General features: G+C 68.8%; 9 protein-coding genes. 3 read left to right on the top strand and 6 right to left on the bottom strand.

The window, feature by feature from the left end; all coding sequences use genetic code 11:
- Nucleotides 1-153: 153 nt before the first annotated feature.
- Nucleotides 154-1410 carry an urea ABC transporter substrate-binding protein gene (urtA, locus tag HMPREF9710_RS13175; RefSeq protein ID WP_005667075.1) on the bottom strand — a complete coding sequence of 419 codons (1257 nt, stop codon included), beginning with the start codon at nucleotides 1408-1410 and terminating at the stop codon, nucleotides 154-156.
- A 224-nt stretch (nucleotides 1411-1634) separates the two neighbouring features.
- Here urtA and atzF point away from each other — a divergent pair, with 224 nt between their 5' ends.
- The 3 genes from atzF (at nucleotide 1635) to HMPREF9710_RS13160 (ending at nucleotide 7794) form a co-directional block, all read left to right on the top strand.
- The gene (gene atzF / locus HMPREF9710_RS13170) at nucleotides 1635-3473 is read left to right on the top strand and encodes an allophanate hydrolase (protein WP_005667073.1); all 1839 of its coding nucleotides are present in this window, start codon (nucleotides 1635-1637) and stop codon (nucleotides 3471-3473) included.
- Between the two features lie 15 nt (nucleotides 3474-3488).
- Nucleotides 3489-7097 carry an urea carboxylase gene (gene uca, locus HMPREF9710_RS13165; protein ID WP_005667071.1) on the top strand — a complete coding sequence of 1203 codons (3609 nt, stop codon included), beginning with the start codon at nucleotides 3489-3491 and terminating at the stop codon, nucleotides 7095-7097.
- A gap of 199 nt (nucleotides 7098-7296) precedes the next feature.
- Nucleotides 7297-7794 carry a hypothetical protein gene (locus HMPREF9710_RS13160; RefSeq protein WP_005667070.1) on the top strand — a complete coding sequence of 166 codons (498 nt, stop codon included), beginning with the start codon at nucleotides 7297-7299 and terminating at the stop codon, nucleotides 7792-7794.
- Nucleotides 7795-7956: 162 nt separating this feature from the next.
- Here the strand turns inward: HMPREF9710_RS13160 and HMPREF9710_RS13155 are convergent, their stop codons facing one another.
- The 5 genes from HMPREF9710_RS13155 to HMPREF9710_RS13135 all read right to left on the bottom strand — a co-directional run bounded on the left by HMPREF9710_RS13155 (nucleotide 7957) and on the right by HMPREF9710_RS13135 (nucleotide 14613).
- The gene (locus HMPREF9710_RS13155; RefSeq protein WP_005667068.1) at nucleotides 7957-8709 is read right to left on the bottom strand and encodes an SDR family NAD(P)-dependent oxidoreductase; all 753 of its coding nucleotides are present in this window, start codon (nucleotides 8707-8709) and stop codon (nucleotides 7957-7959) included.
- 64 nt (nucleotides 8710-8773) lie between these two features.
- Nucleotides 8774-11275, bottom strand: a complete 2502-nt coding sequence (locus tag HMPREF9710_RS13150) for a pyrroloquinoline quinone-dependent dehydrogenase (RefSeq protein ID WP_005667066.1) — start codon at nucleotides 11273-11275, stop codon at nucleotides 8774-8776.
- A gap of 52 nt (nucleotides 11276-11327) precedes the next feature.
- The gene (locus HMPREF9710_RS13145) at nucleotides 11328-12626 is read right to left on the bottom strand and encodes an MFS transporter (protein ID WP_005667064.1); all 1299 of its coding nucleotides are present in this window, start codon (nucleotides 12624-12626) and stop codon (nucleotides 11328-11330) included.
- A 101-nt stretch (nucleotides 12627-12727) separates the two neighbouring features.
- A complete protein-coding gene (locus HMPREF9710_RS13140; RefSeq protein WP_005667062.1) occupies nucleotides 12728-13747 on the bottom strand; it encodes a transketolase family protein in 1020 nt (339 codons plus the stop codon).
- On the bottom strand, nucleotides 13744-14613 hold the full coding sequence (locus HMPREF9710_RS13135; RefSeq protein WP_005667061.1) for a transketolase: 870 nt from the start codon (nucleotides 14611-14613) through the stop codon (nucleotides 13744-13746). Before HMPREF9710_RS13135 ends, HMPREF9710_RS13140 begins: the two co-directional genes overlap by 4 nt.
- Nucleotides 14614-14635: the final 22 nt, after the last annotated feature.

Below are 14635 nucleotides of genomic sequence, written 5' to 3'. Positions count from 1 at the left end.
GGCTGCAGCAGCGCCGGCGCCACGCCGGCCGGCGCGGCCAGGGCGGCGCCGGCCGCCAGCCAGAGCCAGAATGCGGCTGCGCCCAGCAGTGCGCGTAGCAGGTAAACCATCATGCAGCTTCTCCCCCGTCTCGGCGTTAAAAGTCGGCGCCTGTCACAGCTTCTGTTTGCTCTCGTTGCCCTTGATATAGGGGCTCCAGGGCTGGGCGCGGATCGGCGCCTTGCTCTTCCAGACCACATTGAACTGGCCGTCGGCCCTGATCTCGCCGATCATCACCGGCTTGTGCAGGTGATGGTTGCTCGCATCCATGGTCAGCGTGAAGCCGGACGGCGCCTTGAACGACTGGCCCGCCATGGCCGCGATCACCTTGTCGGTGTCGACCGACTTCGCCTTCTCGACCGCCTGCGCCCACATGTGGATGCCGACATAGGTCGCTTCCATCGGGTCGTTGGTGACCGCCTTGTCCGCGTTCGGCAGCTTCCTAGCGGCCGCGTAGGCGCGCCACTTTCTGGTGAAGTCGACGTTGACCGGGTTCTTCACCGACCCGAAGTAGTTCCAGGCCGCCAGGTGGCCGACCAGCGGCCGGGTATCGACGCCGCGCAGCTCTTCCTCGCCGACCGAGAACGCCACCACCGGCACCTCGGTCGCCTTCAGGCCGGCGTTGCCCAGCTCCTTGTAGAACGGGACGTTGGAGTCGCCGTTGATGGTCGAGATCACGGCGGTCTTGCCGCCGGCCGAGAACTTCTTGATGTTGGCGACGATCGTCTGGTAGTCGGCATGGCCGAACGGCGTATAGGCTTCCTGGATGTCGCTGTCCTTCACCCCTTTGCTTTTCAGGAAAGCGCGCAGGATCTTGTTGGTGGTGCGCGGATACACATAATCGGTGCCGAGCAGGACGAAGCGGCGCGCCCCACCGCCGTCCTTGCTCATCAGGTATTCGACCGCGGGAATCGCCTGCTGGTTGGGCGCGGCGCCGGTGTAGAACACGTTCTTCTCGAGCTCTTCGCCTTCGTACTGCACGGGGTAGAACAGCAGGCCATTGAGTTCCTTGAACACCGGCAGCACCGACTTGCGCGACACCGAGGTCCAGCAGCCGAACACCGCGGCCACCTTGTCCTTGGCGATCAGCTGGCGCGCCTTCTCGGCGAACAGCGGCCAGTTCGAGGCCGGATCGACCACCACCGGCTCGAGCTTGCGGCCCAGCACCCCGCCCCTGGCGTTGATTTCCTCGATGGCCATCAGGGCCACGTCCTTGAGCGTGGTTTCCGAGATCGCCATGGTGCCGGACAGCGAATGCAGGATGCCGACCTTGATGGTGTCGGCGGCCACGGCCGGCAGGCTGCCGCCCAGCACGGCGGTGGCGGCGGCGATGCGGGTCAGGCTGGCGATGAAACGGCGGCGCTGTTGCATGGGGAGTGCTCCTGGTGGATGAGGAATGCGAAAAGCTTAGCGAGGCGCACCAGCCCCGCCCATACGTCAACTGACGTAGTGGCGCGACCGGCGCCGATCTACGTCACTTATCTACGTCACTTATCTACGTCACTTAGCGTATTGAGCCCGCGTGGCCGGCCCGGGATACTGACGAGGCAGCGCACAGCGTTCTCGCAACTGACCGCCAACCCCACAGGCATATCATGGACAAACACCCAAGCGCTCCTCCCCTTTCCACCGCGTTCTGGACGCTGGCCGATTGGGCCGCCGCCTACCGCAACGGCGCCGAGCCGGCCGCGCTGCTGGCGCCGCTGGTCGCCGCCCTGGACGACGCCGACCCGGCCTGGATCACACGCCTCGATCACGCCGCGCTCGCCGCGCGCCTGGAACGGCTGGCGCAGCAGCGTGAAGCGGCAGGGGACGACAGTCTTGCGCTGTACGGCGTGCCGTTCGCGGTAAAAGACAATATCGACGTGGCCGGCCTGCCGACCACCTGCGCCTGCCCCGATTTCGCCTACCTGCCCGAGGCCAGCGCCGCCGTCATCGAGCGCCTGGAAGCGGCCGGCGCGGTGGTGATCGGCAAGACCAACCTCGACCAGTTCGCCACCGGCCTGGTGGGCACCCGCTCGCCCCATGGCGCGGTGCCCAACGCCTTCGATCCGGCCTACATCAGCGGCGGCTCGAGTTCGGGCTCGGCCTCGGTCGTGGCGCGCGGCCTGGTGCCGTTCGCGCTCGGCACCGACACCGCCGGCTCGGGCCGGGTCCCAGCCGGCCACAACAACCTGGTGGGCTTGAAACCGACGCGCGGACTGGTGTCCACCCGCGGCCTGGTCCCGGCCTGCCGCACGCTCGACTGCATCACCGTGCTGGCCCTCGGCGTGGACGACGCCGCTGCGGCGCTGCGCGTCATGGCCGGCTACGACGCCGACGATCCCTATTCGCGCCGCGCGCCGCCGCGCCCGGCGGCGTGGCCGGCGCGGCCGGTGCTGGGCGTGCCGCTCGATCCCGACTGGTTCGGCGACAGCCACGCGCGCCAGGCGCACGAGGACGCGCTGCGGCGCCTGGAGGCCGATGGCGTGGAACTCAAGCCAGTCGACTTCGGGCCGCTGTTCGAGACGGCCGCGCTGCTCTACGAAGGGCCGTGGGTGGGCGAGCGCTACGCCGCGATCGAAAGCCTGATGCAAGACCATCCCGAGTCGGTGCACCCGACCGTGCGCGCCATCGTCGCCAGGGCCACCGGTTTCAGCGCGGTCGACGCCTACCAGGCCGAATACCGGCGCATGGCGCTGGCGCGCCAGGCCGAAGCCCTGATGGCGGGCCTCGACGGCCTGGTGGTGCCGACCGCGCCCACCATCCCCACGATCGCGGACGTGTTGACCGACCCGGTGGCCCTGAATTCGCGCATGGGTGTGTACACCAATTTCGTCAACCTGCTGGACTGGAGCGCGATCGCGGTGCCGGCCGGGATGCGCGCCGACGGCCTGCCGGCCGGCCTCACCCTGATCGCCCCCGGCTGGCACGAGGCGCGCCTGCTGGAATTCGGCCGGCGCTGGCAGGCGGCCTCGCCCTGGCTGCGCGGGGCGTCGCAGCGGCCGTTGCCCTTGCCGGCGGCCCCGGCGCCATCCCTCGAAGGACAGGTCGTGGTCGCGGTGGTCGGCGCTCACCTGTCGGGCATGCCGCTCAACTGGCAGCTGGCCGAACGCGGCGCGGTATTGCTGGAGACCGCCCACACCTCGCCGGCCTACCGCCTGTACGCGCTGCCCGGCACGATCCCGCCCAAGCCGGGCCTGGTGCGCACCGGCGACGGCGCGCCGATCGCGCTCGAACTGTGGGCCATGCCGGTCGAACGCTTCGGCTCTTTCGTGGCCTCGATCCCGGCGCCGCTGGGCATCGGCACGCTGGAACTGGCCAATGGCCGCAGCGTGCAGGGCTTCGTGTGCGAAGCCTGGGCCACCGCCGGCGCCGAGGACATCACGGCGCTGGGCGGCTGGCGCGCCTATATCGCCCGCCGCTCACCCGCCGACCATCCGCCGCCACCCTGACCGGAGTACGCCACCATGTTCCATACCGTCCTGATCGCCAACCGCGGCGAAATCGCCGTGCGCATCGCCCGCACGCTCAAGAAAATGGGTATCCGCTCGGTCGCCGTCCATTCGGACGCCGACCGCGACAGCCTGCACGTGGCCGCCGCCGACGTGGCCGTCCCCCTGGGCGGCGACAGCGCCGCCGAGAGCTACCTGCGCGGCGAGCGCATCCTCGAGATCGCACGCGCCAGCGGCGCCCAGGCCATCATCCCGGGCTACGGCTTCCTGTCCGAGAACACCGCGTTCGCCGAACAGTGCGCGGCGGCCGGCATCGTGTTCGTCGGCCCCACGCCGGACCAGGTGCGGCGCTTCGGCCTGAAGCACACCGCACGCGAGATCGCGGCGGCGGCCGGGGTGCCGCTCACGCCCGGCACCGGCCTGCTGCAGGACATCGAGCAAGCGCGCGCCGCCGCCCTGGAGATCGGCTATCCGGTCATGCTCAAGAGCACCGCGGGCGGCGGCGGCATCGGCCTGTCGCGCTGCGACGACGAGGCGCAGCTGGAAGCGGCCTTCGCCTCGGTGCGGCGCCTCGGCCAGAACTTCTTCAAGGACAGCGGCGTGTTCATCGAGCGCTTCGTCGCCGACGCCCGCCACGTCGAAGTGCAGATCTTCGGCGATGGCCGCGGCAGGGTGGTGGCGCTGGGCGAGCGCGATTGCTCGGTGCAGCGCCGCAACCAGAAAGTGATCGAGGAGACCCCGGCCCCGCACCTGCCGGCGGCCACCCGCGCCGCCATGCTGGACGCCGCCGTGCGCCTGGGCCAGGCGGTCGACTACGTCTCGGCCGGCACCGTCGAATTCATCTACGACGGCGCGCGCGACGCCTTCTACTTCCTGGAGGTGAACACCCGCCTGCAGGTGGAGCACCCGATCACGGAAGCGGTCACCGGCCTCGACCTGGTCGAATGGATGGTCCGCATCGCCGCCGGCGAACCGCCTTCGTTCGACGACCTGGCGCCGCCGCGGGGCGCCGCGATCGAAGTGCGGGTGTATGCCGAAAACCCGGCGCGCGACTTCCAGCCGGCGCCGGGCGTGCTGACCGAGGTGGCCTTCCCGGAACACGTGCGGGTCGACACCTGGGTACGCACCGGCACCGAGGTATCGGCGCACTACGACCCCATGATCGCCAAGATCGTCGCCCACGGCGCCGACCGCGAGGATGCGCGCAAGAAGCTCCTGGCGGCGCTGGAAGCGACCCGCCTGCACGGCAGCGCCACCAATCTCGACTACCTGCGCGGCATCCTGGAAAGCAGTGCCTTCACCGACGGCCGGGTGTCGACCGCCTTCCTCGACCGCTACACCCATGTCTCGCCCCTGGTCGAGGTGCTGAGCGGCGGCACCTACACCACCGTGCAGGACTACCCGGGCCGCGCCGGCTACTGGGACATCGGCGTGCCGCCCTCGGGGCCGATGGACGACCTGGCCTTCCGCCTGGCCAACCGCATCGTCGGCAACCCCGAGGATGCCGCCGGCCTCGAATGCACGCTGCAGGGCCCGACGCTGCGCTTCCATGGCGACGCGCTGATCGCGCTGACCGGCGCGCCGGCCGAGGCCACCCTCGACGACGGCGCCCCGCTGGCCTGGTGGCAGCCGATCGCGGTGCGCGCCGGCCAGGTGCTGCGCATGGGGCGCGCGGCAAGCGGCTGCCGCAGCTACATCGCCTTGCGCCACGGCCTCGACATCCCCGATTACCTGGGCAGCAAGTCGACCTTCGTCCTCGGGAAATTCGGCGGCCACGCGGGGCGCACGCTGGGCGTGGGCGACGTGCTGCCGATCTGCCGGCCCGGGGCTGCGCCCCTGGACGCGCCGCGCGCGCTGGCGCCGGCGCTGGCGCCGGCCTACGGCAGCCACTGGGACATCGGGGTGCTGTACGGCCCGCACGGCGCGCCGGATTTTTTCACCGAGGACAGCATCGCGACCTTCTTCGCCACCGACTACGAGGTGCACTACAACTCGAACCGGCTGGGCGTGCGCCTGCTCGGCCCGAAGCCGGAATGGACGCGCAGCGACGGCGGCGAGGCCGGCCTGCACCCGTCGAACGTGCACGACTGCGTGTACGCGATCGGCAGCGTCAACTTTACGGGCGACACGCCGGTGATCCTCACCTGCGACGGACCGAGCCTGGGCGGCTTCGTGTGCCCGGTCACGATCGCCCGCGCCGAGCTGTGGAAGGTGGGCCAGGTCAAGCCGGGCGACACCATCCGCTTCCGGCGCATCGGCTTCGACGACGCGCTCGCGCTGGAACTGGCCATGGACGGCGCGATCCGAGACCTTCGCCCCCTGCCCGGCCTGCCCATGCAAGCGCCGGCCGCCATGTCGAGCTGCATACTGGCCACGCTACCGGCCAGCGGCACGCGCCCGGCGGTGGCCTACCGCCAGGCCGGCGACAAGTACATCCTGCTCGAATACGGCCCGAACGTGCTGGACCTGCGCGCGCGGCTGCGCGTGCACCTGCTGATGGAGGCGCTGACCGCCCTGCGCCTGCCGGGCGTGCGGGAGCTGTCGCCCGGCGTGCGCTCGGTGCAGATCCACTACGACAGCCGGGTGCTGGCGCAGGCCGCGCTGCTGGGTCACCTGATGGCGCTGGAGACGCAACTGCCCGACGTCGCCGGCCTGCGGGTGCCGAGCCGCATCGTGCACCTGCCGCTGGCGTTCGAGGATTCGGCGACGCTCGGCGCCGTCGCGCGCTACCGCGAAACGGTCAAGGCCGAGGCGCCCTGGCTGCCGAACAACGTCGATTTCATCCAGCGCATCAATGGGCTGGACAGCCGCGACATGGTGCGCGACGCGATATTCGACGCCAGCTACATGGTGATGGGCCTGGGCGACGTCTACCTGGGCGCCCCATGCGCGGTGCCGCTCGACCCGCGCCACCGCCTGCTGACCTCCAAGTACAACCCGGCGCGCACCCATACCGCCGAAGGCACGGTGGGAATCGGCGGCATCTATATGTGCATCTACGGGATGGATTCGCCCGGCGGCTACCAGCTGGTCGGACGCACGGTGCCGATCTGGAATAAATTTTTGCACAACCGCCAGTTCGGCAACGAGCCGTGGCTGCTGCGCTTCTTTGACCGGGTGCGCTTCTATCCGGTGAGCGAGGCCGAGCTCGAGCGATTCCGCGACGACTTCCGTGCAGGGCGCGCCCAGGTGCGGATCGAAGACGCGCTGTTCGACCTGGATGAACACGAGCGCCGGCTGGCGGCGGATGCCGGCGCCATCGAGGCCTTCAGGGCGCGGCAGCAGGCCGCCTTCGCGGCCGAGGTGGCGCTGTGGCATGGCGACGTGGGCGCCGGCGCGGCGCATGAGGACGAGAGCCAGCCTGCATCGACCGATGGTGCGGGAACCATGGTCGCGGCGGAGATGTCGGGGAATGTGTGGAAGCTGATGGTGGAACCTGGCCAGGCGGTGCGGGCCGGAGAACTGGTGGCCATCCTCGAGGCGATGAAGATGGAGTTTTCGGTGCAGGCGCCGCATGCGGGGACGGTCACCGCCGTGTATTGCCGGGCCGGCAGGATGGTGCATGCGGGGCAGGCGCTGTTCGCGCTCGATCCGGTCGATGCCTGTGCGGAGGTGGCGGCTTGACCCGACGCGAGGCGGCTCCGGCAAGACGGAGCGCTGAAAGCCAATCCGCCGGCGCAGGCCCCGGGGATAAGGTCTTCTACGGCGTAAGCGTGGAAAACTCGCAACAATGTTAAAAAACGAATCGTGCGCGTAAAAAAAATTCTTCGCTTGTCTTACTATGTTCCATTAACAATTTTTTAACAACCAAGGAACTAGTTTAATGAAGACCGTCTCGCTCCGCCTCCTGTCCAGCCTGGTCCTGATGGCCGCTTCGTTCTCGGCCTCGGCCGGTCCTAACGTGGTCAAGGCGCTTGAAATCAAGGGCGTGTTCAATGAAAAAGTTGGTCCTGCGCCGCAATGTGCGTCGTCGCTCGGCGGCAAGCTTGCCGGCCACGGTGAGACGGCCGAAGGAACGCCGGTCGCGTTCGTCGGCGGAGATTGCTTCGCCCAGTCTGGCACCACATTCACCTTCAGCAATGGCAAGTTCGTCCTGCTGTATCCAAACGGCGACCAGATTTTCGCCAACTACGGTGGCCAGTTCGTCCCCACCGGCGCAGGCACTGCCTACGTCATGAACGGCGGCACCTTCACCATCACCGGCGGCACCGGCACCTATGCTCGCGCAACCGGCGGCGGCTACCTGACCGGCACCGAAGACTTGTCCAACGGCGCCGGCACGATCGGGTTATCGGGTCGTGTTTACTACAAGCAGAAGTGATCGCTGAAACAGCGCCAAGCCGCGCTGATACTGCGTCGTGACGGACAAGGTAAAAAGAGCGGGATGTATCGCGCTCTTTTTACATCCAGCTCGTTTTTTGAATAGCCACTCATTGGCTTGCAAGATAGCTGGGACGATTGCATGGCGCAGACCGCGCTGTCGTCAGAACTGCACCCCGCGCGTGAGCCCGCCGTCGACCAGCAGATTGGCGCCGGTCGTGAATCCCGCCGCCGGGCTGGCAAGAAATACCGTGGCGCGCGCCACCTCGTCGGGCGTCGCCATGCGGCCGAGCGGATTCGCGGCCAGGCAGGCGGCGAAGGTTTCCGGCTGATTGCGCTCGATGTCACCCCATACCCCATCGGCGAAATACACATTTCCAGGCGAAACCGTATTGACACGGATGCCATCGGCGGCGTGCCGCGTCGACAGCGTCTTTCCGTAATGGGTCAGCGCTGCCTTCAGCACCCCGTATGGTTCGGCAAACATGTCGATCTCACGTCCCGACACGCTCGAGATCAGCACGATCGAGGCCGCGTCCGACTCCTGCAGATGCGGCAGCGCCGCCTTGACCATCGCCGCGGTGCCGAGCAGGTCTGTCTCGAAGGCGCGCCGCCAGGTAGCCAGGTCGTCGCCGCCGGCCAGCGCGCTGACGTTCGGCACCACGATGTCCAGCCCGCCCATGCGGCGCGCCGCCTCCCCGACCCAGGCCGTCACCTGGGCCGCATCGGTGACGTCGACCGCCGCGCCGCAAGCGCGCGCGCCGAAGGCGTCCTGCGCCGCCGCCACACCGCCGGCATTGCGCGCGCAGAACGCCACCTGCGCGCCCTCGGCCAGAAAGCATTCGACGATCGCGCGGCCGATGCCGCGCGAGCCGCCGCTGACCAGTACCTTGCGTCCTTGCAGTCCGAGATCCATGAGAGTGTCCTTTCTGAAGTGAAAAAGGCCAGTCGGATGACTGGCCTGATGGCGCCCTGCAGGCTTACTTGCGCAGCTTGTAGGCGATGATGGCGTCGCTGTTGCCGGTTTCCATGAAGGCGTGACCGGTGGCGGCGATCAGGATGTATTGCTCGCCGTCGATCTCATAGGCGATCGGGTTGGCCTGGCCGCCGGCCGGCAGCTCGTCGGTCCAGACGGTCTTGCCGGTGCGGATGTCGATCGCGCGGAACAGGTTGTCGGTGGCGGCGCCGATGAACACCAGGCCGCCGGCCGTCACCACCGAACCGCCGTTGTTGGGCAGGCCGATGTCGAACGGGATGTACGACGGGATACCCCATGGGCCGTTGCGGCGCGCCGTGCCGAGCGGGCCGTCCCACAAGGTCTCGCCCGTGTCCAGGCTGACGGCGCGGATGCCGCCGTACGGCGGCGCCGTGCATGGCACGCCGGTGCCGATATTGCGCCAGCCCGCATTCACGCTGATGGCGTACGGCGCATTGATCTGCGGGTAGACCGAGGAACCGCCCTCGCCCTTGCCGGCCGCCTTGGCGTTGGCGTCCTTGCTGGCGTAGATCGGCTGCACGCCCATCCTGTTGGCCTGTTCGCGCGGGATCAGCTGGCTGCGGTTCGGCACGTCGTTGTAGTTGGCGATCAGGATGCGGCGCACCGGGTCGATCGCGACCGAACCCCAGTCCGAGCCGCCGTTGTAGCCGGGGTACTGGATCCACGGCTTGTCGCTCGACGGCGGGGTCAGGTAGCCGGCGTAGTTCGACTGGCGGAACTGGATCCGGCACATCAGCTGGTCGACCGGCGAGAAGCCCCACATGTCGGCTTCGGTCTTCGGGTCCTTGCGCAGGCTGTGCCAGAGCGACGTCGGCTGGGTGTCGGCCACGAAGTCCGGCTCCACCGAACCGAGCTTGGGCGCCTTGACGCTGCCGATCGGGATCAAGGGCTTGCCGGTGGCGCGGTCGAAGATGTACATATCGCCCTGCTTGGTCGGCAGCAGGATGGCGGCGACCGGCTTGCCGTCGGGGCCGGGATAATCCAGCAGGCTCGGCTGGCTGCCGAGGTCGTAGTCCCACAGGTCGCGCTGCAGCGCCTGGAAGTGCCAGACGTCGCGGCCGGTGGTCACGTCCACCGCCACCAGCGAATCGGAGTATGTGTTCTCGGCGGCGCTGCGGTTGCCGCCGAAGTAGTCGATCGACGAATTACTGATCGGCAGGTAGACCAGGCCGAGCGCCTCGTCGCCGACCGCCGTGGTCCACATATTCGGGGTGCCGCGGGTGTACGTCTGGCCCGCCGCAGGACCCTTGACATTGTCCGGATTGCCCAGGTCCCAGGCCCAGGCCAGCTGGCCGGTGACGGCGTCGTAGCCGCGGATCACGCCCGACGGCGCGTCTTCGTCCTGGCCGTCGCGCACCTGGGCGCCGGTGACGATCACGCCGCGCACCACGGTCGGCGCCGCCGTCGGCGAATACCAGCCCGGCACCTTCTTGCCGAGATCCTGCCACAGGTCGACCTGGCCCGGCTTGCCGCCGGCGCCGCCGAAGTCGGCGCACGGTTTGCCGTCGCGCAGGTCGACTGCGACGATGCGGGCATCCAGCGTGGTGCTGATCACGCGCGTCTTGCAGGCGGCATCGTCAGCCAGCTGGGGCGCGGTGTACACCGCCACGCCGCGGCAGACGGCGGCGTGGGCGATGCCTTCGCCCGGCACCTGCGGATCGTAGCGCCAGCGCTGTTCTCCGGTGGCGGCGTTGACGGCGAACAGGATGTTCTTGGCCGAGCACACCAGGAGGTCGTTGCCGATCTTGAGCGGCGTGTTGGCCGGCGAATAGCGCTCACCCTTGGCCGGCAGGTCGCCGGTATGGAACACGAAGGCGCGCTCCAGGCGGCCGACGTTATCCGGCGTGATCTGCGACAGCGCGCTGTAGCGCTGGGCGCTGGCGTCGCCGCCATAGGTCGGCCAATCGGCCGTGGTCCCGCCGACCGCGCCGGCCAGGACGGCCGGGAACTGCGCGGATTCGACGCTGCGCACGCCTTCGCGCGCGACCAGCACGCCGAGGATTGCCAGCACGGCGATCGCGGCCAGCGCCGAAGCGGTCTGCAGTGGGTCGAGCGCCCGCCGGCGCGCGCCGACGGCTGGTGACCGCGAAGGCATCTGCGACAACATCGGCGACAACATCGGCGACAGCGCGAGCGCCAGCATGAACAGCACCGTCATGCCGACCACGCGCGGCACCAGGCCCCAGCCATTGAAGCCGACTTCCCACACGGCCCAGGCCAGCGTGGCCAGCCAGGCGATGCCGATCACGGCCTGGCCACCGCGCTTCCTGCGCGCCAGCAGCACGGCCCCGGCCAGCAGGGCGGCGCCGGCCAGCGCATAGTAGGGGCTGCCGCCGACGGCGATCAGCCAGATTCCGCCACCCAGCATGGCCAGGCCGAACAGGCCGATGAACAGGGGAATGACGACGAGGGCGATGCGCCAGCCCGTGCCGGCCGCTGGCGCGGACGGCTGGGCGGGGTTGCCCCTCTTGTTGGTAGTACTCATGGTGCTCCAGTTTTCACGACGATAAAGATGAACAGGTCTTGCGACAGCGCTTTCAGCCCACCGGGCGGCGCGCTCCGAAGACCGAGAGGGCCGCGCCGACGATCAGCAGGATGCCGACCACGGCGAAGGCGGCGGCAAACCCGCCGGTGCCCGCCACCACGTAGCCGGTGACGATCGGCGCCAGCAGGCCGAACAGGTTGCCGACGGCGGTGACGAAGCCGGCGGCGGTGCCCACGTCCTGGTTCGAGCGCAGCAGGTCGTTGACCAGGGACAGGTTGAGCGAGATGGCCGAGGCGCAGGTGGCCAGCGACAGCGTGATGACCAAGAGGATGGCCCAGGTCTCGGCCAGCATCGGCACCAGCAGGATCACGGACGATCCGAGCAGCACGGCGCCGACCACCAGCCGGCGGCCGCCGCGTTGCGCCGCGGCCGGGCTCACCACCAGGTCGCTGACGCGGCCGACCACGATCGCCAGCACCGCGGCGCCGAGGTAGGGAATCGCCGTGTACATCGAACTCGTCATCACCGACAGGCCCTTTTCCGCCTGCAGGTAAGAAGGCAGCCAGGTCAGGAAGAAATAGGTCGCATACACGGCGCAGCCGTGCGACAGGCCGATGGCCCACATGGTGCGCGAGCGGGCCAGGCCACGGATGCCGAGCGGCGCGACCGCGGTGGCGCCAACGGTGGCGTTTGCGGCGTCGCCATCGGTGATCTCGCGCAGCTCTGCCGCACTCAGCCACGGCGCCTTGCTCGGGTGGCGGTACCATTTGAGCCAGGCCGCCAGCCAGATGAAGCCGGTCGCACCGGCTACCACGAAGGCGATGCGCCAGCCGACCGTGGTGATCAGCCAGCCGAAGCCGATCGCGCCGACCGCAGGCCCGACCAGGCTGCCGCTGTGGAATACCGCGGTGGCCATGCCGCGCTCCTTGAGCGGCATCCAGTCGCGCACCACGCGCGCCCCGGCCGGGTAGGTGGTCGCTTCGCCGGCGCCCATCACCAGGCGCGCCGCCAGCAGCGAATAGAAGCCGGTGGCGAAGGCGGTGCACACGGTGGCGACCGACCACACGCCGATGCCATAGGTGTTGACCTGCCTGGGGCCGTAGCGCCCGACCAGGTAGCCCATCGGGATCAGGGCGATGAAGTACAGCCACACGAAGGACGACAGCAGGTAGCCCATGGCCACCGGCGAGATGCCGAATTCTTCCTTGAGGGCGGTGGAGGCGACCGACAGCGAGATCCGGTCGATGTAGTTGATCAGTGTTAGCGTGAAGAGGAAAACGTAAATCCAGATACGTTTCCGGGGTCCTGCCGCGGGCGTGGATGGCGTGGCCACCGCTTGGTCGATGTGCATCTCCGAATTCCTTGTCGTTTTTATCGTGGGGCGCCCGGCAAGAAAGGCGCCGCGTCTCGACGGCGCCTGCCTGCCAGCCGGGCCTGGCATTCGCGCTGGCGTCAGCCCAGCCAGGCGCGGACGTCGGCCGCCATCGCCTCGAGCGAAATGCGGTAGCGGTCGTGCAGCGTCGGCAGCGCGCCGGCGTCGAGAAACGCGTCCGGCAGCGCCACGTGGCGCAACTCGGGCTGGACCCGCGCGTGCAGCAGGGCCAGCGCGATCGCTTCGCCCAGGCCGCCGACCACGCTGTGGTTCTCGGCCACCACGACCAGCCGCCCTGCGCGCCGGCATTGCGCCACGATGGTGTCGACGTCGAGCGGCTTGATGGTGGCCACATGCAGCACCGCCACCTCGATGCGATCCTGCGCCAGCTTGTCCGCCACTTCCAGCGCGCGCATCGTCATCAGGCCGCTGGAGATCACCAGCACGTCCTTGCCATCGCGCAGCAGCCTGGCCTTGCCGATCTCGAACTGGCCATCGTAGTCGTCCAGGACCAGCGGCACCCGGCCGCGCGACAGGCGCATGTAGACCGGCCCTTCATGGCGCGCGATCGCGGCCACGCACTGGCTGGTCTCGAGCGCGTCGCAGGGGTCGATCACCGTCATGTTCGGGATCGCACGCATCAGGGCCAGGTCTTCGGTGGCCTGGTGGCTGGGACCGTAGCCGGTGGTCAGGCCCGGCAGCGCGGCGCAGATCTTGACATTCAGGTTTTCTTCCGCGATTACCTGGTGGATGAAGTCATAGGCGCGGCGGGTGGCGAACACGGCGTAGGTGGTGGCGAACGGGATGAACCCCTCCTTCGCCATGCCGCCGGCAGCCGCCATCAGCAACTGCTCGGCCATGCCCATCTGCACGAAGCGCTCCGGATATTCACGGGCGAAGATGTGCAGGTCGGTGTACTTGGCCAGGTCGGCGGTCAGGCCGACGATGCGCGGATCGCGCTTGCCCGCCTCGATCAGCGCATGGCCGAACGGGGCCGGCTGGGTGCGCTGTCCTTCGGAGGCGATCGAGGCGATCATCGCCGAGGTGGTCAGGCGCGGCTTGGCCGGCGTGCCGTGTTCTGCGGTCGGGACGGGATTCATGCGCGGCTCCATTCGGCGTAGCTGGCATCGAGGTCGGCCAGGGCCCGCTGCCACTCGTCGGCCTCGACCCGGATGAAGTGGTTCTTTTCGCGCTGCTCCAGGAACGGCACGCCCTTGCCCATCAGCGTGTCGCACAGGATCACGCGTGGCTGCTCGCCCTCGAAGGCGAGCGCGGTGTCGAAGGCGGCGATCACCGCCGCCAGGTCGTTGCCGTCGACCCGCTGCACGTGCCAGCCGAAGGCTTGCCACTTGTCCACCAGCGGCTCGAACTGCAGGATGTCGTGCGACGGACCGTCGGCCTGCTGGCGGTTGATGTCGACCAGGTTGATCAGGTTGGACAGCTTGTGGTGCGCGGCCGACATGGCCGCTTCCCACACGGCGCCCTCGTCCAGTTCGCCATCGGACATCGAATTGAACACGCGTGCGCTGCTGCCCTTCATGCGCAGCGCCAGCGCCTGGCCGACGCCGATCGCCAGGCCCTGGCCGAGCGAACCACCCGAGATTTCCATCCCCGGCGTATAGGTGGCCATGCCCGACATCGGCAGGCGGCTATCGTCCGAGCCATAGGTTTCGAGTTCGTCCTCGTGCAGCACGCCCGCCTCGAACAGCGCGGCGTACAGGGCGATGGCGTAGTGGCCGTGCGACAGCAGGAAGCGGTCGCGCCCTTCCCACTCTGGTTCGGCCGGGCGCAGGTTCATGGCGTGGCAATATGCCACGGCCAGCACGTCGGCCCAGCCGAGGGCCTGGCCGACGTAGCCCTGGCCCTGCACTTCGCCCATGCGCAGGGCGAAGCGGCGCATGCGCCAGGCATGGGCGCGGATTGTCTGGAATGCGGTAGATGCGACCTGGTCGCCGGAATCGGGCATGGTCTCCCCTGATCAAAAAGTG

The organism is Massilia timonae CCUG 45783 (genome assembly GCF_000315425.1).
GTDB lineage: Bacteria > Pseudomonadota > Gammaproteobacteria > Burkholderiales > Burkholderiaceae_D > Telluria > Telluria timonae.
Note: the sequence above shows the minus strand (reverse complement) of the source record. Positions and strands in the feature narration are given on the sequence as shown.

Bases quoted from the DNA above. Each gene is read 5' to 3' on its own strand.
- urtA (WP_005667075.1), bottom strand. From the start codon at position 1,410: ATGCAACAGCGCCGCCGTTTCATCGCCAGCCTGACCCGCATCGCCGCC.
- atzF (WP_005667073.1), top strand. From the start codon at position 1,635: ATGGACAAACACCCAAGCGCTCCTCCCCTTTCCACCGCGTTCTGGACG.
- uca (WP_005667071.1), top strand. From the start codon at position 3,489: ATGTTCCATACCGTCCTGATCGCCAACCGCGGCGAAATCGCCGTGCGC.
- HMPREF9710_RS13160 (WP_005667070.1), top strand. From the start codon at position 7,297: ATGAAGACCGTCTCGCTCCGCCTCCTGTCCAGCCTGGTCCTGATGGCC.
- HMPREF9710_RS13155 (WP_005667068.1), bottom strand. From the start codon at position 8,709: ATGGATCTCGGACTGCAAGGACGCAAGGTACTGGTCAGCGGCGGCTCG.
- HMPREF9710_RS13150 (WP_005667066.1), bottom strand. From the start codon at position 11,275: ATGAGTACTACCAACAAGAGGGGCAACCCCGCCCAGCCGTCCGCGCCA.
- HMPREF9710_RS13145 (WP_005667064.1), bottom strand. From the start codon at position 12,626: ATGCACATCGACCAAGCGGTGGCCACGCCATCCACGCCCGCGGCAGGA.
- HMPREF9710_RS13140 (WP_005667062.1), bottom strand. From the start codon at position 13,747: ATGAATCCCGTCCCGACCGCAGAACACGGCACGCCGGCCAAGCCGCGC.
- HMPREF9710_RS13135 (WP_005667061.1), bottom strand. From the start codon at position 14,613: ATGCCCGATTCCGGCGACCAGGTCGCATCTACCGCATTCCAGACAATC.